The following is a 20886-nucleotide window of genomic DNA, read 5'->3' as shown; positions in this document are numbered from 1 at the left end:
TAATTTTATTATGCTCAGATCGTGTTGCTGTGGTTTTTTTAAATAAATGAGATAAACACAGCAACACGTCCTTCATTCCTAATAATTCGGATAGATAAATGGATTGGCTCTTTTCAGATGGCATCTACCTTCTTCTCTTCTTTGTTGCTTTAATTGCAGGTTTTATTGATTCAATAGCAGGTGGCGGTGGGTTAATCACCATTCCAGCTTTGTTATCAGCAGGCATTCCTCCCGTTCAAGCTCTCGCAACAAATAAATTGCAATCAGTAGGTGGCTCGTTTTCGGCGACGCTTTATTTTATACGTCGAAAGGTTATTGATTTAAAAGCGCAACGATTTGCAATTTTAATGACTTTTATTGGTGCAGTTTCTGGCGCCATGTTAGTGCAGTTTATTAATCCCGAAATTCTTAAACAAGCGCTTCCTATTCTTACCATCGCCATTGGTCTCTATTTTCTTCTCACTCCATCAATAGGTGCTCAAGATAGTAAGCAACGTATTGGTTACTATACTTTTGGGGCAATATTAGGGGGTGGTGTCGGTTTTTATGATGGTATTTTTGGACCGGGTACAGGTTCTTTTTTCGCTTTAGGTTATGTCATGTTACTTGGATATAATCTTTCAAAAGCGACCGCTCATGCTAAATTGCTTAACTTCACCTCTAATTTTGGCTCTTTACTGTTTTTTATTATTGGTGGGCAGGTTATTTGGACTATTGGTTTAGTTATGCTTTGTGGGCAATTTATTGGTGCTCGTTTAGGTGCAGGCTTAGTATTAACAAAAGGGCAAAAATTAATAAGACCTATGCTGGTCATTATCTCCTTTTTGATGAGCATCAAACTGATTCATGACAATCATGGCGATACTATTACACTTTGGTTTTCTGCACTTTTTAATTAGGAATAGATGGTTTTTAAATGTCAGCACATCATTATCAACAGTTAATTGATATCTTTAATCAATGTTTTAGCGAAAGTTTCCAAACCCGTTTAGTTAAAGGGGATGATGAGCCGATTTATTTGCCTGCAAATGAAGAGACACCTTATCACCAAATCATTTTTGCTCATGGTTTTTATGCCAGTGCATTACATGAAATATCACATTGGTGTATTGCTGGAGAGGCTCGTCGCCAACAAGTTGATTATGGTTACTGGTATTGCCCAGATGGACGAGATGAAACCACTCAAGGGCAGTTCGAAGTTGTAGAAATCAAACCTCAAGCATTAGATTGGTTATTTTGCCAAGCTGCTGGTTATCCTTTTAATGTCAGCTGTGACAATTTAGAAGGTAACTTTGAACCTGACCGTTATGAATTTAGAAATAAAGTTAGAGAACAAGTACTCGCTTATTTACGAGATAAAAACACGCCACCTCGTGCACAGCTATTTATTAATGCGTTACATTTGTTTTACAATACCCCAGAGCTAACCGAAGAGATGTTTCCGTATCAGGAAAATCCTTTAGTTAATTAAGGATTGCGAGAATAATTATCGCCTATCCACTGTGAAGGTTTTACCCAATAGGGTGGAGTCTGAAGTAGTAAGGTTGCTAGAACACATGTATTTATATCCTGTTAATATGGGGTAAATATAAAAGATAGCAACATTATATATTGAGGATAAATAATGCTTTCTGAGTATGAAGCGTACTTATTAGATAAAATTGATAGCCGTGTTGAACAAGCCACTGATGATGAATTATTTGCAGGCGGATATTTACAAGGCCATATTACACTGGCTATTGCTGAACTCGAGCAAGAAAATAACACACAGTTAGAAGCGTTAAGAGCGCGTGTAGAAGAGAGCATTCAAAAGGCAATAAAAGCAGGTGAGCTTTCACCACCTGATCAAGCGTTAGTTTTATCTACTTGGCATGATTTAGTTAACTCAATTAATTAATCCTGCATGTCTATTAAGAGAACAACCGGCATAAATCGGTTGTTTTTTTCTTGCTTAATATCTTATTAAAATCACAGCCTCTAAGTTATATTTAAGATATTTACTGTTGAATTAGATTGGTTTTTATACAAAAATTGATCCTTACTATTTATCAATTGTTTTTATTTGATTTTTCAAAGTCGATGTATCTCTCATTGATTAAGCATAATAGTGCTATCTTTTGTAACTCCTTGCCATTTCTGTAAAATTACTTTTAAATGTTTTTTAGGAATGTTTCTCGGGATGCAAATGATTTGCATAGAATATTTATGATAAGGATAACGATACGATGAAAAATTTCTTTAAAATAGGCCTACTGACTAGCGCAGTTTTATTTTTATCTGCTTGTGATCAATTCGATTTGGATAATAAAAAAAATAAGTTTTATTACAGTAATCCAAGCGAAAAAGTCATTAGTTTTAGCGTCGATGGTAAAGAATATCAGGTTGAACCGGGTAAAAATGGTTATATAACGCTGTCACCTGGTGAGCATAGTTTAAAAAATAGTGCCGGTAATGATGCCCGATTTATGGTTTATGACCAGAATAATGGTGGCATACTAAATCCTGATAATTTTATGTATTACACCCTTTCAGAAGTTTATGCAGTAAAGGGAAAAACAGATCAATTTAAACCTGTCGATCACCCCGTTATTATTAATGGCTATGAATTTGAACTTCCAGTGCGTAGCACTAATGCCACATTAATCGATGGTAATATTTTTCAGTGTACTTATGCCTTAGGTGAACCATTTCCTAATGAAATTCGCACTCGAAATAAAAATAATGATGGTGGCATAAAAAATAAATGCTTTGATAAACCTGAATTTATTAAATATATTTCAGCGGAATACAACAAAGACTTAGAGCCGTTTACTCAAGAAGATGAATATCACGATTCTGTTAATCTTGATTTAGACTATATGTTGCCGACAGCAGAATTTACTGATCCTGATATTCAAGCTGAAGCAGAAGAGCTTGTTTCATTATTAAATCAAATTCAAGAAAGTGAAGATCCGAAGATCCATAACACACTAAAAGATAAACTTCATAAGGCGACACTTGCTGTTGTTCGCGCTTATAGTAACCGTGTGGTGAAGGATTCAGTAGAAGACAACATGTACTATAATCGTTTTATTATAGAGACTCAGAAGTTCCAATCTTACGGTATATTACCTAAAGATTAACGACTTAAAAATAAGAAGCCATTTTAGTATTAACATAAGCCATCCAACAGGATGGCTTTTTAATAAATTAAGCATAAAAGTATAAAAACACCTGAGCTGGAAAAAGAAATGACAACAACACAAAACAAAATAAAAAATAACGATATTACGATCCGTCAAACACAAATCGATGATGCCACTAAATTGCCTGCTATTGAGCAATCAGCAGGACAACTCTTTAGTACTTTAGAAGACTTACGCTGGATAAGTGAAAGTGGCGTACAAAGTGTTGAAAAACATTTAGTGTTTATTCATCAGCAAGGGCATTGGGTAGCAGTTAATAGTGATAACGAGCCAGTTGGTTTTATTATGACGACAGTTTTACCAGAAAGCTTATTTATTCATGAACTTTCAGTGAGCCAAGATTGGCAAAATAGAGGGATTGGTAAGTTACTTATTCAAAAAGTAAAAGATGAAGCAAAAGCACATAAATTTGACTCTGTTACGCTGACAACATTTCGCCATGTTCCTTGGAATGCACCGTACTATCAACGTTTAGGTTTTTCTATTTTACCAGAAAACGAAATTCCTTATTCTTTGCAAAAAATCTTAGATGATGAAGTTGAAAGCGGCGGCTTTTTAAAGGAAACGCGCTGTGCAATGAAGCTTGAGATTTAGCTTCTCTTTGGATGTGATGATCTCGGATATAACAGCGAGATAATCAAAAAGTAAAAAATAAGCAACCGAGGTCGGTTGCTTATACATTTATTTCACTTCAATCGGCTTCCCACGCAGTAATGGTCTTACCCAAAAACGATTAGGGTGTAAGGCATTCAACACATTATCTTCAACCGGAAAAGGTTCATCAAAAATTTGGCTTGCAAGAATTTCGGCTGATAAAGGCGCTGAACATAATCCACGAGAGCCTAATGCACTGATAATATAAAGTTGAGGATAAGCAGGAGCTAAAGCTGGCGTTTGTCTTCTGCGTTTAAATCTATCTAAATGCGTATATGCTACTCGCAATTTTTCAAAATCAGGTACTTCGCCTAATAACGGTAGGTGGTCACGTATAGTGCAACGAATACCTATTCGCGCTTCGTTTCGGCTAAAATCAACGTCTTTAACCCAAGGCGCATTTGCTAAACACTGAGTAAGATGAGCTTGGTTATTTTCTTGCTCTTGCGTTGAGACTGCCAAATCTAATCTATCGCGGCGAAAACTTGCTCCCACACAATGCAAATTATCTTGGGTGTCAACAGGTGTAAAATAGCCATCATAACAAAGCACCGTTTTTAGTTTTGATAATGTTTTTGTTGTTGGAATATGGCTAACTTGCCCTCTAACTGCGCTAATAGGTAATTTTGCACTTTGAGTAAAGTCTGTAATTCGATGTCCATTTGCCAAAATAACGCAATCATATTGTGACTGAAATTGTGTTGTACTTTCTCCATCGTGATGAACAACCTCTAAGCACCAAGACGCTTCTTGTACACTTATTTGAGTAACTTGATGATTAAATCGCAACGTTAACCCTAATTGTTCAGCGTATTTTAATGTATTGATTGTAAGCTCAGTCGGTGAAAGCCAGCCCGCTTGTGGGTAAAACAAAGCATCATAATTAACGCCTAATCCGCTGAGTTTATTGACTTCGTCTTCATCGAGGTAACACGCTAATTGCGTAAAGGGGATAGAGTTATCGATAATTCTCTGTGCTTTTTTACGAACTTTTTCGTTATAAATAATTTGTGCAACGCCAGACCATTGATGTGAAAAAGGAATACCTGCTTTACTTAGGTTGTCATAAGTGCGATGAGCAAATAAAAACGCGGTTGTAAAAAATTGTTCTAGTTCATCGGATTTGCCATTGAGTAAAGGATATAACACACCTTGTCGATTACCTGAGGCATTAGTTGCAGGTTGTCCATCTTCACAATACAAGGTGACATTGGCACCTCTTCTTAGGCAGGAAAGCGCGGCAAATGTGCTGGCAATGCCACCGCCTATAATTGCAATGTTCTGTGCTTTGGTTGCACTTGGTCTTGCATAGTAAGGGAGAAATTCAGGAGAGGGAGGATGTGGAAAAACACCTGTCAGCATCTCTCTTTTTTGGCCAAATCCTTTGATTTTATTTATCTCAAAACCAACACTTTGCAAACCTCGCTTGACAATCCCAGCAGCGGTAAACGTTGCAAATGTACCGTTTTCTCGCATTGAATCAGCCATCGATTGAAAGAGAGTTTCGCTCCACATTTGTGGGTTTTTAGAAGGAGCAAAACCATCTAAGAACCATGCATCCACTTTATTATGTAGTGCTTGGCGAGTTTGGGGTAACAAGATATTGATATCACCAAACCATAAATCCAGTGTAATTGCCCCATCAGCAAGAATAATGCGATGGCAACCCGCAATGGCTAATGGCCATTGAGCACAAAGCGATTGTGAATATTTTTCGAGTTCAGGCCAATGGCAGTGTGCCGATTGTAAGTCACTTTTTGTAAGAGGGAATTTCTCGAAACTAACATAATGAAGACGTTTTAAACGAGAGTCAGGGGATGTTTGCCTAAATTGCTCGAAAGCTTGCCACAGTGTTAAAAAATTAAGCCCAGTACCAAATCCTGTTTCTGCGATAACACATTCAGAGCGTACATGTGTACCAAAACGTGATGGAAAATGATTTCCATGTAAGAACACATGTCGAGTTTCTTCTAGACCGTCTTGGTTTGAAAAGTAAATATCGCCAAATTGTTCAGAGATAGGCGTACCAAGTTCATTCCAACTTAAAGACGCAGTATTTATCGGGCTATTATTCACGGAACTGCCTGTATTTCTCGAAAAAATTAACTAATATCTTAGCGCCGTTAGGTTGCTTGTGCCAGCCTTAAAGGGGAAAGTGTTTTATCAGCTTATCTGTATTTTTGTAAAAAAGATCCTGATCGGACTTGTTCGGCGTACAACTGTACGCTAAAGTGCTACTCAGAAATCCCGCAGCTACAACTATTATTGTAAAGAGGTATGAATGAAGCGCGCAGTGATCACGGGTCTGGGTATTGTTTCGAGCATTGGTAATAACCAGAAAGAAGTGCTGGATTCTTTAAAAGAAGGTCGTTCCGGGATAACTTTCTCAGAAGAATTTAAAGAGATGGGGCTTCGTAGCCACATTTGGGGCAACGTTAAGCTTGATACTGAAGGTCTTATTGACCGTAAAATCCGCCGTTTTATGAGCGACGCATCGGTTTATGCCTATTTATCTATGCAAGAGGCGATAGCTGATTCAGGTCTGACTGAAGACCAAGTTTCTAATATTCGTTCTGGCTTAGTCGTTGGTTCTGGTGGCGGTTCTCCACGTAACCAAGTCCAAGGTTCTGATGGCATGAGAGCAAAAGGTCTACGTGGCGTAGGTCCTTATATGGTAACTCGTGCAATGGCATCAGGTGTTTCAGCTTGTTTAGCAACACCGTTCAAAATTAAAGGCGTTAACTATTCAATCAGTTCTGCTTGTTCAACATCGGCACACTGTATTGGTCACGCCGTTGAGCTCATCCAGTTAGGCAAACAAGATGTTGTATTTGCTGGTGGTGGTGAAGAGCTAAGTTGGGAAATGACCTGCGAATTTGACGCAATGGGTGCACTCTCAACTAAATATAACGAAACTCCAACCAAAGCTTCTCGTACTTACGATAAAAACCGTGATGGTTTTGTTATCGCAGGCGGTGGCGGTATTGTGGTGGTTGAAGAGTTAGAACACGCATTAGCGCGTGGTGCACATATCTATGGCGAAATTGTAGGTTATGGCGCAACGTCTGATGGTGCAGACATGGTTGCTCCTTCAGGTGAAGGTGCTGTACGTTGTATGCAAATGGCAATGCAAGGTATTGATAAGGTTGATTATATCAATACACACGGTACTTCAACACCCGTTGGCGATCTAAAAGAGCTTGAAGCTATCACTGAGGTGTTTGGTTCGCATACACCAGCTATCTCTGCAACAAAAGCAATGACGGGTCACTCATTAGGTGCGGCTGGTGTGCATGAAGCAATTTATAGCTTACTGATGTTAGAACATGGATTTATTGCACCAAGCATCAATATTGAAGAATTAGACGATAAAGCAATGGGTATGAACATCATTACTCAACCAACAGAGCAGAAGCTGGAGACTGTAATGTCAAATAGCTTTGGTTTTGGTGGTACAAATGCTTCATTAGTCATGAGTAAATATAAAAAATAGTTAGATATACTTATATTTTCTTATTAAAAAAAGCAGGCTTCATTTAAATGGAGTCTGCTTTTTTATTTTAAATTCATTATGCAAAATAATTTATTATTCTAATAAAGATATTTTTCGAATAAAAATCATTAAAAAAAGATTATATAAATAACGCTTAAAAATACCCTCCCTAATAGTTACTTGTTTTATTATTCTAATAAAATAGACAATTTTTGTTAATATGTTGTTTACATTGAGAAAATTAAATCAGGTTCATTTTATTTCAATCGTTTAATTTATTTTTACCCAAAGTCATTAAATGTTTTGTTTTATATGGAGTTAGGGGAATGGAAAACTTGAATAAGACAAAAAGAGCGCGAAAAAATTGATCTGGGTTATTTTATTACAAATAAGTAGGAGCTATTTAATATAAAAGTTGGTAATGTTTGCCACGGATACTTGTATTACTTTATATTTTATACTTTGATTTCTTGTGTCAGTTTTATTTATTAAACCTAACATTATGAATGTGACCGGCTAAGAATTTAGCCGGCATTTTTTTATTGTTGTCTTTTTGACATTGACTCACATCTCCTGACGACAATCTGCTTTTTTCTGAGCAGACGGACGTCGGAAATTCAGTGGCGTTCTGAGTTGTTGCACTAAGAGCACGCCAAGTAACACAATACCACCACCCACTAAGTGATAACTATGCATTTCTTCACCAAGAAGCGCGATAGCGATCATTGCAGTAAATAATGGCATTAGGTTCATAAAAATAGAGGTCGTATTTGCACCTAATTTCATCACACCTAAAATCCACAAATAAGGCGCAAGAATAGAAGCCCCGATACCTGCGAAGATAACTAATCCAATATTATCTTTTGTTAACGCAACACTTTCGGCGAGAAAGAAGTTTGGCAATAATAACAGAACACCAAATCCAATTTGCACATAAAGTGATTGCCAGTTAGGTAGGGCAATTGACCAGCGTTTTGTTAATACTCCATAGAGGGCGTATGACGCCGAAGCAATAAACATCATCAGCTCACCATAACCCAAACCTTGGGAAAGCAACTGAGAAGGTTCGCCACGGCTAATTAACCAAACTAAGCCACTAATTGAAAGCACTGTGCCTAAAACAATACCTACTGTAGGTACAACACGTAGAACAAAAATACTAATAATAACGGTTAATAATGGGATGAGAGAATTCAAAATCCCCATAAATGTTGCGCTAACATAATGCGCTGCATAATAAGCCAAACTTTGGTACATCACCATCCCCAATGCACCAAGAATAAACAATTTCCACCAATATTGTTTGACGGTTTTACGATGATGCCAAACTGGCATGATCAAAAAAGGTGTCATAATTAAAAAGGCGAGGAACCAACGATAAAAAGAGATTGCAGCAGGATCGATAACAGACGCGGCTGCTTTATTGACGACTGCATTAATGGACCAGATTAACACCGCTAAAAGCGGAAAAATTGCGTTTTTCATTGTTCTCACATCTATTTTTAAACCAGGTGGCTATTGTAAGCCTGTCTGATTAGATATATATAATGAAAACCAGACAACTGATAAGCCAATAAAGACAACATGACAAGAGAACAATATAAAGATGACAATTGAACAACAAAAAATGCAATGGTTATTGTCTGATCCTGATACGGTTCGATTCCGTGACGAGCAACTATTAGCTGAAACAGAGTTTGTTTATCATCAACATGATTTTGGTCAGCTGCTTTATGTCATTTCCGGTGTCATGGACTTAGAAGCAGGGGGACAGCGATTTTTAGCACCACCAGAGTTTAGTGTGTGGATCCCAAAAAATGTAGGGCATGCCAGTTACAATAAAAAAACACTCTCTTTTAAGGTGCTAGATATCGCGCCAAATTGGTGTGAAGGACTATTAGATAAACCTTGTTTGATTCAATTGAGTGCTATTTTTTCAACCATATTTTCTGATTTCTTCCATCGTGGTGTGTGTAAACCACAAACAGAAGAAGATTTTCGCTTAGCCCAAGTACTGATTGATCAACTTAAAGCATCACCAATACATCATACTTATTTACCTTCCTCTAAAGATAAATTACTTGCCCCTATACTTTCTGTATTAGAGCAAAATCCGGCAGATAATACCTCGTTAGAAGAATGGGCTAAAAAACGTTATACCTCAGAAAGAACACTTTCTCGTCGTTGCCAACAGGAATTAGGTATGTCTTTTAGCGAATGGCGTAAGCGCCTACGCTTTTTACATGCAATTTCTTTATTAGAGCAAGGGAAAAGCGTGAATGAAATTGCATTTGATGTGGGATATAGCTCTTCATCTTCATTTATTGCGATGTTTCAACAATTTGCTGGCACAACACCGGAACGTTTTCGTCGATTACCCAATTGTTAAACCTTCTTTTCATATATTTACTTAAAATCTAGGCAGATTTTACTGTCAATAATAGGCTTTGCTGTGAATAAGTGGCAAAATAGACCGCTTAATTTTGTTTTTCGATTGATTGCTTACACACATAAATACCAAATCAGTGAGATAACACCGTGAAAATTCTGGTTGATGAAAATATGCCTTATGCGGAACAACTTTTCCGCCAATTAGGTGAGGTAAAAGCTGTTTCTGGTCGCCCATTACCTACTGATGAGCTTAATGATTCTGATGCCTTAATGGTGAGATCAATTACTAAAGTCAATGAATCTTTATTATCAGGCAAGCCAGTGAAATTTGTTGGAACTGCGACTGCGGGTTTCGATCATGTCGATATTGCATGGTTAGAACAACAACAAATTGGTTTTTCATCTGCCCCAGGTTGCAATGCTATCGCGGTTGTTGAATATGTATTTTCTGCACTGATGATGCTAGCAGAGCAAGATAGCTTTCAACTAACCGATAAAGTTGTCGGTATTGTTGGTGTGGGAAATGTGGGTGGTCGATTAGCAACACGCCTTCGTGCATTAGGTGTCAATGTTTTACTTTGTGATCCACCAAGAGCGGATAATGGTGATGATGAAGAATTTCATCCATTGGAAACATTGTTAGAAAAAGCAGATATTCTAACTTTCCATACACCTCTCAATAAATCAGGCCCATACAAAAGTTATCATTTAATTAATGAGAGCAATCTCGAAAAATTACCTGAAGGACGCATTTTAATTAATGCGAGCCGTGGCGAGGTTGTTGATAATCAAGCATTATTATCTGTACTTGAGAACGGTAAATCCTTACGCGTTGTATTGGATGTTTGGGAGCCAGAGCCAGATCTTTCTATTGAGTTATTAAATAAAGTTGATATCGCAACACCACATATTGCAGGTTATACCTTAGAAGGTAAGGCGCGCGGTACAACGCAGGTTTTCGAAGCTTATTGTGATTTTATTGGTCAGCCCCAAACAGTTGAATTATCAACGTTGTTGCCTGCGCCTACTATTTCCACCATTTGTGTGCAAGGCGAGTTAACACAAACACTTTTAAAACAACTTATTCATCTTGTTTATGATGTGCGTCGTGATGATGCTCCATTACGAAAAGTGGCGGGAATAAAAGGGGAGTTTGATAAATTACGCAAATTTTACCCTGTACGTCGTGAGTGGTCTTCACTACACGTCATTTGTGACAATCAAACCACCGTTGACACATTAAATGCAATTGGCTTTAGTGCTACATATAAAAGTGCTACACACAAATAAAGCAAAATATTATTTTAAAAATTTTATGGTATTGGAGGATATCTTATGGGAGAAGGTTGGAATATTGCAGTTGTTGGTGCAACAGGCGCTGTTGGCGAAGCGATTTTAGAACTGCTACAAGAGCGAGAATTTCCCATTGGTGAATTAACTGCAATCGCAAGTGAAGATAGCATTGGGAAATCAGTGCGTGTAAACAGCAAAAGTGTTGCGGTTCAAGGTATTCACAATATCGAGTGGGCTGATATTCAATTAGCTTTCTTTGCCGCACCGACAGAAATCAGTGCGCAGTATGCACAACAAGCGGCTGATGCTGGCTGTATTGTCATTGATTGCAGTGGCATCTTTGCAATGGATTGGGATGTGCCATTGGTTGTTCCGGGCGTGAACAGTGCAATGCTTGCGGAATACCGTACTCGTAATATTGTTTCAATTGCAGATAGCATGGTGAGCCAATTATTACGTGCCATTAATCCATTAACAGAATCTGCGGGATTAACGCGCCTCAGCGTGACAAACTTAATGTCCGTTTCTCGTTTTGGAAAACAAGCCGTCGATGAACTGGCTGGGCAAAGTGCTCGTTTACTTAACGGTATTCCTCCTGAATTAGGTCGTTTTAATAAACAGTTAGCATTTAATATTTTACCTTTAATGGTTGATGACGAAGGCTCTATACAAGAAGAGCGCCGTATGGTTGACCAAATTCGTAAAGTTTTACAAGATGAAGGCTTGCCAATCTCCGTTACTACGCTGCAAGCGCCTGTTTTCTATGGTAATGCACAGTCGGTTCAATTAGAAACCTCACGCCCGATGGGTAGTGATGAAGCGCGTGAAACATTACAAGAAAATGAAGATCTTAATATCAGTGATGAAAATGATTTTCCAACTCAAGTCACCGATGCATCTGGTAATGTGAGCTTAAATTTAGGTTGTTTCCGTAATGATTATGGTATGCCAGAAGCTTTACAATTCTGGTCAGTCGCAGATAACGTGCGCTTTGGTGGGGCATTAATGGCTGTCGAAGTTGCAGAGCAATTAATGCAGGAGCAGTTTTACTAATGAATGCGCAAGTGAGTGCTGAAGTAACAGAACAATCCTTGACTGAGTCAGTGGTTATTTCTGAAAGCACAACAATCAAAATTGCTCTAGGCGTTGAATATGATGGTAGCCGTTATTATGGCTGGCAACGCCAAAATGAAGTGCGCAGTGTACAAGAAAGGTTAGAAAAAGCACTTTCACAAGTGGCTAATGAACCTATATCTGTGTTTTGTGCGGGAAGAACTGACGCTGGAGTACATGCAACGGGGCAAGTTGTTCATTTTGAAACAACCGCGCACCGTAAAGATCCCGCTTGGACAATGGGCGTTAACACTCATTTACCTGCGGATATCGCAATACGTTGGGTAAAAACAGTTTCTGATGATTTTCATGCTCGCTTTAGTGCAACGGCAAGACGTTATCGCTATGTGATTTTTAATCATCGTTATCGTCCCGCTATCTTGTCATCTGGCGTGACGCATTTTCATTATCCTTTAGACGCTGAACGTATGCATCAAGCAGCGCAATGTTTACTGGGTGAAAATGATTTTACCTCTTTTAGGGCTGTCCAATGCCAATCGCGAACGCCGTGGCGTAACGTTATGCATGTCAATGTTTCTCGATATGGTGACTATGTTGTTGTGGATATTAAAGCGAATGCTTTTGTTCATCATATGGTGAGAAATATTGTTGGCAGCCTTTTAGAAATAGGGTGTGGCAATCAGGATATTACTTGGATGGCTGAATTATTAGCCTTAAAAGACAGAACCAAAGCCGCAGCAACAGCTAAAGCGAATGGATTGTATTTGGTCTCTGTGGATTATCCTGATCATTTTGAATTACCAAAACCTGCAATGGGCCCACTATTTTTAGCGGATAACCCTATTGAGATATCTCAATCATAAAGACACCCAGTTTTCTGAGGATTTATGGAAATATTAACGCAATTTGTTGATTTAATTAAATTTCTAATTGATTTCATTTTACATATTGATGCGCATTTAGCAGAGCTTGTTGCGCAATATGGTACATGGGTCTATGCCATTTTGTTTCTGATTATTTTTTGTGAAACAGGGCTTGTGGTAACGCCTTTCTTACCCGGAGACTCCTTATTATTTGTTGCAGGTGCTTTAGCTTCATTAGAAACCAATGATGTGAATGTTCATATTATTGTTTTACTGTTACTTTGTGCCGCCATTTTAGGTGATGCCGTTAACTATTCTATTGGGCGACTTTTTGGTGAAAAACTATTTAGTAAGCCTGATTCAAAGATTTTCCGTCGTGAATATCTAGATAAAACTCATGCTTTTTATGAAAAGCATGGTGGTAAAGCGATAATTTTGGCAAGATTCGTGCCGATTATCCGAACTTTTGCGCCATTCGTTGCAGGAATGGGTAAAATGTCATATCGTCATTTTGCCTTTTATAATGTTACTGGGGCAATTGTATGGGTACTGCTATTTACTTATGCAGGATACTTTTTTGGTGACTTAGATATAGTTCAAAAGAACTTAAAATTGCTAATTGTTGCCATTATTGTTATTTCTATTTTACCGGGCGTTATTGAGATCCTACGCCACCGCAGAGCGAGTGCAAAAGCAAAGAAAGAAAGTGATAACAAAGAGGTTTGAGCAGTTATCATAAGTTTTTGCCGTAGAATAGCCATAATAAAGAGATGCGCTGAAATTCAGTAAGCGGTATCATCATAAACTTTGCTAACCACACAGCCAGTGCATTGTGGTTGATACGCTAACAATAATTTTACTGGCGAAGGTCAGATTCAGACGAAAAGGTCCATTAATGAGCTGGATTGAAAAAATTCTAAACAAAAGCACTATCACAAGTTCACGTAAAGCCAATATCCCTGAAGGGGTTTGGACTAAATGTGACAGCTGTGGGCAGGTACTCTATCGCGCAGAATTAGAGCGCAATTTAGAGGTTTGCCCTAAATGTGATCACCATATGCGCATTTCAGCGCGCCGTCGCCTTGAGACTTTCCTTGATACAGGAAGCACAACAGAATTAGGTAGCGAATTAGAACCTAAAGATATTCTGAAATTCCGCGACTCTAAAAAATACAAAGACAGAATCAGCGCTGCTCAAAAACAAACGCAAGAAAAAGATGCATTAATCGTGATGAAAGGAACGCTGAAAAAGATGCCTGTTGTTGCAGCATCCTTTGAATTTGCGTTTATGGGCGGTTCAATGGCTTCTGTTGTAGGTGCGCGTTTTGTTCGTGCTGTTGAACAAGCATTAGAAGATAACTGCCCATTAGTTTGCTTCTCTGCAAGTGGTGGTGCGCGTATGCAAGAAGCGCTGATGTCATTAATGCAAATGGCAAAAACCAGTGCGGCATTAGCAAAAATGCAAGAACGTGGTTTGCCTTATATTTCAGTAATGACTGACCCTACAATGGGCGGTGTTTCTGCAAGTTTAGCGATGTTAGGTGATATCAACGTTGCTGAACCTAAAGCACTGATTGGTTTTGCAGGTCCTCGCGTTATTGAACAAACAGTACGTGAAAAACTACCTGCTGGTTTCCAACGCAGTGAGTTCCTGTTAGAAAAAGGGGCGATCGATATGATTGTTCGTCGTCCTGAAATGCGTGATGAGCTGGCTGAATTACTGGCTAAGCTGACTCAGTATGATTTAGTTGAAGATGAAAATGAAGATGAAATCATCAGTGAAGAAATGATTGCTGATGAAATTGAATCTACAGACAACGAGCCAGAAATTAACATCGAAACGAATAAAAAAGAAGATGTCTAATATCATAACTGCTCCTAAAGCCACATCGCCTTTGTCGGTGTGGCTTTCTTATCTTGAACATTTGCACTCCAGCGCCATTGATATGGGGTTAGAGCGAGTAGGCAAGGTAGGAAAAATATTAAATGTGTTACGTCCTGCACCTAAGGTAATTACTGTCTCAGGTACAAATGGGAAAGGCACAACCTGTCATATGCTAGAGTCAATCTTGATGGCATCAGGATTGAAAGTCGGCGTTTATAGCTCCCCTCATCTTGTTCGTTATACAGAACGTGTTCGTATTCAAGGCAAAGAACTGTCTGAAGATGCTTTTTGTGAAGTTTTTGCAGAAATTGAACAAGCTAGAGGCGATATCTCGCTGACCTTTTTTGAATATGGCACTCTGGCTGCGCTGAAGTTATTTCAACAAGCACAACTTGATGTTGTTATTCTTGAAGTAGGATTAGGCGGTCGATTAGATGCGACGAATATCGTTGATGCAGATATTGCTGCTATCACAAGTATTGCACTCGATCATACTGATTGGTTAGGTGCAGATAGAGAGCATATTGGTCACGAGAAAGCAGGTATTTTCCGCACTAATCACTACGCGGTTGTGGGTGAGCCAGATATGCCTCATTCTATTGCTGAAGTTGCCAATGAAAAACAGGCTAAGCTTTTCCGTCGAGGAACGGATTGGTCTTTTGTTATTGAAGGTGATCATTGGCATTGGCGTTGTGCTGATTGTGAATTTGATGCGTTGCCGATCCCTAATATTCCATTAGCTAATGCGGCGACAGCGATGGGTGTTATTCGTTGCTTGCTCAAGTCTGATGATAAAGTCAGCCAAGCAATAACACAGCAAAGTATTGTTGAAGGTATGTCTCGCGCGCAATTACCGGGTCGTTTTCAGGTAATTTCTCAACATCCTTTGGTTATCTTTGATGTGGCTCATAATCCTCATGCAGCAGGATATTTAGCGGAAAAATTATCACAATTACCACAAAAATCTGATACTCAGGTGCGTATTGTGGTTGGTATGCTGGGTGATAAAGATATTGCAGGAACATTAGCGTGCTTAACACCATTGGCTGATAGTTGGTATGTTGCTCCACTTAATGAGTTTCGTGGTGCTTCTGCGGATGTATTAGCTCAACATCTTGAAAAACCAATGGTATTTGATAGTGTTGAAAATGCATGGCAACAAGCAATGTCTGATGCTGCTCCTAACGATATTGTTGTGGTTTGTGGCTCATTTCATACTGTCGCGCATGTGATGGAACTTTTGGAAAAGGAGAGTGTGGGTGGCAAGTAAATTTCAAAATCGCTTAGTCGGTGCCGTTGTATTGGTGGCAGTAGGGGTTATTTTTTTACCTGCACTGCTTGACGGCGATAAGAAATATAACGAAGACCAGTTCGCCTCTATTCCTTTAGTACCCAAACCCGGTGATGAGCAAGAAATAGAATCTATCGCTCCGATAGAGCAAACTTCAGTGCCTTCTACTCCGTCAGAAGGCGCGTCTGAAGGTATGCTTTCTGAAGCAGTGACAGGTGTTGAGCAACCTACTGTTACAACACCTGAACCACCAGCTGTTGTACCTGTTACACCACCGGTACAACCACCACAACAGCCAACACAACAGCCAACACCTACACCAGAGCCTCCTGCTGTGGTTACGCCGCCAGTACAACCACCAGCGCCACCGGTGCAAGAAACTAAGCCACCGAAAGGCGAGGCTTGGGTTGTTCAATTAGGTGCGTTGAAAAATGCGGCGAAGGTAGAAGAAATTATTGCGAAAATGCATTTCTCAGGTTATCCGGTATACACCGTACCTGCCCGCCCAGTTGCAGGGCAAGTGACTCGAATTTATATCGGGCCTAGTGCCTCTAAGTCAGAATTACAGGCGATTTTGCCTCATTTAAAAGAGCTTACAGGCTTACAAGGTGAGGTAAGGGCATATAAGCCTTAATTTTTTCTAAACGAGTCATCAGATGAGTGATGTAACAAAGCGTTAACTTATTGCGGCGATTATGATTTTTCATATCGCCGTAAATTATTTTGAAATTAGCGAAAATTAGCATTACGCAAACGTTTTCGTTTTCTGTTAGAATGCTTCCGTATTAATGCGGAGCATCATTATTGGATAAAGAATTTATGGTCTGGATAGATTACGCCATCATTGCCATTATTGGTTTTTCCGCATTAGTCAGCCTGATCCGTGGCTTTGTTCGTGAAGCATTGTCACTCATCACCTGGGGTTGTGGTTTCTTTGTTGCTAGTCAGTTTTATCCTTATCTTGCCGTCTATTTTACCCGGTTTGAAGATGAGCTGGTTCGTAACGGGATTGCAATAGTCACGTTATTTATTGCGACACTAATTGTCGGTGCTGTTGTGAATTATGTGATTAGCTCTCTTGTTCAACGCACAGGGTTATCAGGTACAGATCGTGTATTGGGGGTCTGTTTCGGGGCTTTAAGAGGCGTGCTGATAGTTTCAGCATTACTTTTTGTTTTAGGCGCATTTACGCCTATGGCAGATAGCGCTGATTGGCAACGTTCTGAGCTTATTCCTCAATTCAACCATATTATTAGGTGGTTCTTTGACTACCTGCAAAATGCGTCAAGTTTCGTGTCGGAGAGAATATAACCTCTCCGTCTGGCTGATGAGGATCTATTCATGTGCGGTATTGTCGGTATCGCTGGAGCTAATCCAGTAAACCAATCAATTTATGATGCGTTAACGGTGTTACAACACCGAGGTCAAGATGCAGCAGGCATTGCAACGATAGACGGTAACAACGGTTTCCGTCTTCGCAAGGCTAACGGACTGGTTAAAGATGTGTTCGAAACCCGTCATATGTTGCGTTTAAAAGGTACTATCGGGATAGGGCATGTCCGTTATCCAACAGCGGGTAGTTCTAGTGCATCAGAAGCGCAGCCTTTTTATGTGAATTCACCTTTTGGTATTACGTTGGCGCATAATGGTAATTTAACCAATGCGCATTTGTTACGTCGCCAATTATTTGAAACAGCGCGTCGCCATATCAATACCACCTCTGATTCTGAAATTCTGCTTAATGTATTGGCATATGAATTAGACCGTTTTGACCATTTCCCTCTTGAACCTGATAATATTTTTGCAGCCGTTGCGGCAATGCATAAAAAACTCCGCGGTGCTTATGCTTGTGTTGCTTTGATCATCGGTCATGGTTTATTGGCTTTTCGTGATCCCTTTGGTATTCGTCCTTTAGTATTAGGTAAACGTACCTTAGAAGATGGCCGCCATGAATATATGGTCGCATCTGAAAGTGTTGCACTTGATACTTTAGGTTTTGAATTCTTACGTGATGTTGCACCGGGTGAAGCCGTTTATATCACAGAGCAAGGGCAACTCTTTACTCGCCAATGTGCTGAAAATCCGCAATTAATGCCTTGTTTATTTGAGTATGTTTACTTTGCTCGCCCCGATTCCTTTATCGATAAAATTTCGGTTTATAATGCACGTTTACGCATGGGGCAGAAATTAGGCGCTAAAATTGCGAAAGAGTGGGATGATTTACACATTGATGTTGTGATCCCAATTCCTGAAACATCTTGTGATATTGCCTTAGAAATTGCGCATATTCTCAATAAACCTTATCGCCAAGGCTTTGTAAAAAATCGCTATGTTGGCCGTACTTTTATTATGCCGGGTCAGCAAGAGCGTCGTAAGTCAGTTAGACGTAAACTGAATGCAAATCGCGCAGAGTTTCGTGATAAAAATGTTCTGTTGATTGATGACTCTATTGTACGTGGCACAACATCAGAACAAATCGTCGAGCTTGCAAGAGAAGCAGGTGCGAAGAAAGTCTATTTTGCATCAGCGGCACCAGAAGTTCGCTTCCCTAATGTGTATGGTATTGATATGCCAAATGCCAATGAGCTTATTGCTCATGGGCGTGAAGTGGATGAAATTCGTAAATTAATTGGTGCTGATGGGCTTATTTTCCAAGATCTCACTGATTTAATTGCCGCAGTACAAGAAGAGAATCCTGATATTAATCAGTTTGAATGTTCTGTATTTGACGGTGTTTATATTACGAAAGATATCGACCAAGATTATTTAGATTACTTAGAAAATCTACGTCGTGATGATGAACATAAAATTCGTGATCAGAATGAAATAGAAAATTTGGAAATCTATAACGAAGGCTAATTTTTCGGTAAGATATCCCCCTTATAAAGCGTCGATGCCAGCGTGTTCTGCATCGACGCTTGTTTTTTGAGGGTTAATCATCATAATGATTAACAAAGGTATATATTCTGAGGATCATAATGAAAAAGCTGATAGTTGGGCTAACAGGTGCCAGTGGTGCAATTTACGGTATACGTTTATTAGAGATACTAAAATCAGTGCCATCAGTTGAAACACATTTAGTGATTAGCCAAGCTGCACGCCGTACTATTTCATTAGAAACCGATTATTCGCTAAAAGATATTCATGCTTTAGCGGATGTGATTTATGATGATCGCGATATTGGCGCATCTATCTCTTCAGGATCGTTTCGCGTCAATGGAATGGTTATATTACCTTGCTCAATCAAAAGCCTGTCAGGCATTGTTCATAGCTATACAGATACCTTAGTGACTCGCGCTGCGGATGTGGTATTAAAAGAAGGGCGTAAGTTGGTGTTATGTGTGCGTGAAACACCACTGCATTTAGGCCATTTGCGATTAATGACACAAGCTTCCGAGTTAGGTGCAGTGATTATGCCACCTGTACCGGCATTCTATTTTCAGCCTAAAACCATCGATGATATTGTCAATCAAACCGTTAATCGTGTACTCGATCAGTTTGAGATTGATTTGCCTGATGATTTGTTTGAAAGGTGGAGTGGGGATAAGCCTGCTCGCTAAGTATACTCGTCATACTCTTACTCGTCATACTTCAAGCGTTCATTAGCACTAGTCACATACTATTGTATGCTCCTAGCGACTCATTTACTTGTCGCCTAGCTACACCTTGAATTATTTAGAGTATCGACTCGTTATGCTTCAAGCTGTAGCTCTTGGATTATTTAGAGTATCTATTAGGTAGAATATTTATTCGTACTAGTCACATCGAATTATTGAAAATAGAAAAAGAGATTATTTTCCTGTGGTAATAATATCTTTTAATGCCTCTTCTAAATGTGGGTAGCGAAATTCAAAACCAGCATTAAGTAATTTTTCAGGAATGGCTTGTTGCCCACCTAACACTAATGTGGCGCTTTCTCCCATCACTAAACGTAATATGCTTTCGGGTACCGTCATTAAAGCTGGGCGATTGAAGGCTTTTCCTAATAGGCGAGTAAACTCTTTATTTTGTACAGGCTCAGGCGCTGTTAAGTTAAAAGCGCCTTTAGCATCTTGGTTTTTAAGCAAGAAAATAATCGCATTGACCATATCATCAATATGGATCCACGGCATATACTGTTTCCCACTTCCCAATTTGCCGCCCAATCCTAACTTAAAGGGTTTGCTCATTTTAGGCAGCGCGCCACCGAGTGTTGAAAGTACAATCCCTGTACGTAACAAGCAAACTCGTGTTAATGGTGTTTGAGCTTCAAGTGCAATACGTTCCCATTTTGCACAAAGCTCATGTGTAAACTCTGGATTTGCTGGCGTCTCTTCAGTGACTCGAGTATCGCCTTGATCACCATAAAATCCCACTGCTGAGCCAGAAATAAAAACAGAAGGGGGAGAGTCGCTGGCTTTCATCAAATCAACCAATTTCTGGGTTAAATGACAACGGCTATTAACGAGTTTCTGCTTTTGAGAAGGTGTCCAACGATTATCAGCAATAGGCTCTCCAGCAAGATTAATAACGGCATCAAACTCATTAAGATTTTGTTTATCGTTGAGTTGAGTCCAACAGGTGATTTCATTACAAAAATGCGAATAGACTTTTTGAGGTGAACGAGAAAGCACCGTAATATCATTATTGGCGAGTGCAAGCTCACAAACTAATGCTTTGCCAATTAATCCTGTACCACCAGTGACAAGTATTTTCATCACAATCCTCCTGATCTGCTTGCTTGATAAAGAATAAATATCATCCTGATATATAAATTG

Annotated in this window: 20 protein-coding genes; 17 read left to right on the top strand and 3 right to left on the bottom strand. The window is 39.3% G+C overall.

Annotated elements, in window-relative coordinates:
* The first annotated feature begins 98 nt into the window (after positions 1-98).
* From EHE21_RS12565 to EHE21_RS12545, 5 genes are all read left to right on the top strand, one after another.
* Positions 99-899 carry a sulfite exporter TauE/SafE family protein gene (locus EHE21_RS12565; RefSeq protein WP_194950842.1) on the top strand — a complete coding sequence of 267 codons (801 nt, stop codon included), beginning with the start codon at positions 99-101 and terminating at the stop codon, positions 897-899.
* Positions 900-916: 17 nt separating this feature from the next.
* The gene (locus tag EHE21_RS12560; protein WP_088495095.1) at positions 917-1471 is read left to right on the top strand and encodes an elongation factor P hydroxylase; all 555 of its coding nucleotides are present in this window, start codon (positions 917-919) and stop codon (positions 1469-1471) included.
* Positions 1472-1624: 153 nt separating this feature from the next.
* A complete protein-coding gene (locus tag EHE21_RS12555) occupies positions 1625-1897 on the top strand; it encodes a YfcL family protein (protein ID WP_194950841.1) in 273 nt (90 codons plus the stop codon).
* Between the two features lie 328 nt (positions 1898-2225).
* A complete protein-coding gene (locus tag EHE21_RS12550; protein WP_194950840.1) occupies positions 2226-3122 on the top strand; it encodes a hypothetical protein in 897 nt (298 codons plus the stop codon).
* 108 nt (positions 3123-3230) lie between these two features.
* The gene (locus tag EHE21_RS12545; protein ID WP_194950839.1) at positions 3231-3779 is read left to right on the top strand and encodes a GNAT family N-acetyltransferase; all 549 of its coding nucleotides are present in this window, start codon (positions 3231-3233) and stop codon (positions 3777-3779) included.
* An 87-nt stretch (positions 3780-3866) separates the two neighbouring features.
* On the opposite strand, the gene mnmC is transcribed toward EHE21_RS12545, so the two are convergent.
* Positions 3867-5915, bottom strand: a complete 2049-nt coding sequence (gene mnmC, locus EHE21_RS12540; protein WP_194950838.1) for a bifunctional tRNA (5-methylaminomethyl-2-thiouridine)(34)-methyltransferase MnmD/FAD-dependent 5-carboxymethylaminomethyl-2-thiouridine(34) oxidoreductase MnmC — start codon at positions 5913-5915, stop codon at positions 3867-3869.
* 205 nt (positions 5916-6120) lie between these two features.
* On the opposite strand from mnmC, the gene fabB reads away from it, so the two are divergent.
* Complete coding sequence (gene fabB / locus EHE21_RS12535; RefSeq protein ID WP_109370920.1) at positions 6121-7332, top strand: beta-ketoacyl-ACP synthase I; 1212 nt, start codon at positions 6121-6123, stop codon at positions 7330-7332.
* Positions 7333-7896: 564 nt separating this feature from the next.
* On the opposite strand, the gene EHE21_RS12530 is transcribed toward fabB, so the two are convergent.
* Positions 7897-8817: a DMT family transporter gene (locus EHE21_RS12530; RefSeq protein ID WP_088495100.1), complete on the bottom strand. Its 921-nt coding sequence runs from the start codon at positions 8815-8817 to the stop codon at positions 7897-7899.
* 121 nt (positions 8818-8938) lie between these two features.
* Here EHE21_RS12530 and EHE21_RS12525 point away from each other — a divergent pair, with 121 nt between their 5' ends.
* From EHE21_RS12525 to EHE21_RS12475, 11 genes are all read left to right on the top strand, one after another.
* On the top strand, positions 8939-9721 hold the full coding sequence (locus tag EHE21_RS12525) for an AraC family transcriptional regulator (protein ID WP_075670590.1): 783 nt from the start codon (positions 8939-8941) through the stop codon (positions 9719-9721).
* Between the two features lie 149 nt (positions 9722-9870).
* Positions 9871-11013 carry a 4-phosphoerythronate dehydrogenase PdxB gene (pdxB, locus tag EHE21_RS12520; protein ID WP_194950837.1) on the top strand — a complete coding sequence of 381 codons (1143 nt, stop codon included), beginning with the start codon at positions 9871-9873 and terminating at the stop codon, positions 11011-11013.
* Between the two features lie 45 nt (positions 11014-11058).
* Positions 11059-12069: an aspartate-semialdehyde dehydrogenase gene (locus EHE21_RS12515; protein ID WP_194950836.1), complete on the top strand. Its 1011-nt coding sequence runs from the start codon at positions 11059-11061 to the stop codon at positions 12067-12069.
* Entirely contained in the window at positions 12069-12953 is an 885-nt protein-coding gene (truA, locus tag EHE21_RS12510; protein ID WP_228766677.1) for a tRNA pseudouridine(38-40) synthase TruA, read from the top strand. The genes EHE21_RS12515 and truA overlap by 1 nt, the downstream gene beginning before the upstream one ends.
* Positions 12954-12977: 24 nt before the next feature.
* The gene (locus EHE21_RS12505; RefSeq protein WP_194950835.1) at positions 12978-13679 is read left to right on the top strand and encodes a DedA family protein; all 702 of its coding nucleotides are present in this window, start codon (positions 12978-12980) and stop codon (positions 13677-13679) included.
* Positions 13680-13848: 169 nt separating this feature from the next.
* The gene (gene accD / locus EHE21_RS12500) at positions 13849-14817 is read left to right on the top strand and encodes an acetyl-CoA carboxylase, carboxyltransferase subunit beta (RefSeq protein WP_194950834.1); all 969 of its coding nucleotides are present in this window, start codon (positions 13849-13851) and stop codon (positions 14815-14817) included.
* Entirely contained in the window at positions 14810-16108 is a 1299-nt protein-coding gene (folC, locus tag EHE21_RS12495) for a bifunctional tetrahydrofolate synthase/dihydrofolate synthase (protein WP_194950833.1), read from the top strand. The genes accD and folC overlap by 8 nt, the downstream gene beginning before the upstream one ends.
* The gene (gene dedD / locus EHE21_RS12490) at positions 16098-16763 is read left to right on the top strand and encodes a cell division protein DedD (RefSeq protein ID WP_194950832.1); all 666 of its coding nucleotides are present in this window, start codon (positions 16098-16100) and stop codon (positions 16761-16763) included. Before folC ends, dedD begins: the two co-directional genes overlap by 11 nt.
* A 185-nt stretch (positions 16764-16948) precedes the next feature.
* Entirely contained in the window at positions 16949-17440 is a 492-nt protein-coding gene (cvpA, locus tag EHE21_RS12485) for a colicin V production protein (RefSeq protein WP_023581692.1), read from the top strand.
* A gap of 30 nt (positions 17441-17470) precedes the next feature.
* Positions 17471-18988, top strand: a complete 1518-nt coding sequence (gene purF / locus EHE21_RS12480) for an amidophosphoribosyltransferase (protein WP_075670606.1) — start codon at positions 17471-17473, stop codon at positions 18986-18988.
* A gap of 119 nt (positions 18989-19107) precedes the next feature.
* On the top strand, positions 19108-19689 hold the full coding sequence (locus EHE21_RS12475) for a UbiX family flavin prenyltransferase (protein WP_194950831.1): 582 nt from the start codon (positions 19108-19110) through the stop codon (positions 19687-19689).
* Between the two features lie 231 nt (positions 19690-19920).
* Here the strand turns inward: EHE21_RS12475 and EHE21_RS12470 are convergent, their stop codons facing one another.
* Positions 19921-20826 carry a TIGR01777 family oxidoreductase gene (locus tag EHE21_RS12470; RefSeq protein ID WP_194950830.1) on the bottom strand — a complete coding sequence of 302 codons (906 nt, stop codon included), beginning with the start codon at positions 20824-20826 and terminating at the stop codon, positions 19921-19923.
* Between the last annotated feature and the right edge of the window lie 60 nt (positions 20827-20886).

This window comes from Proteus sp. GOKU (genome assembly GCF_015475555.1).
Lineage (GTDB): Bacteria > Pseudomonadota > Gammaproteobacteria > Enterobacterales > Enterobacteriaceae > Proteus > Proteus mirabilis_B.
This window is presented reverse-complemented; position numbering and strand designations above follow the sequence as displayed.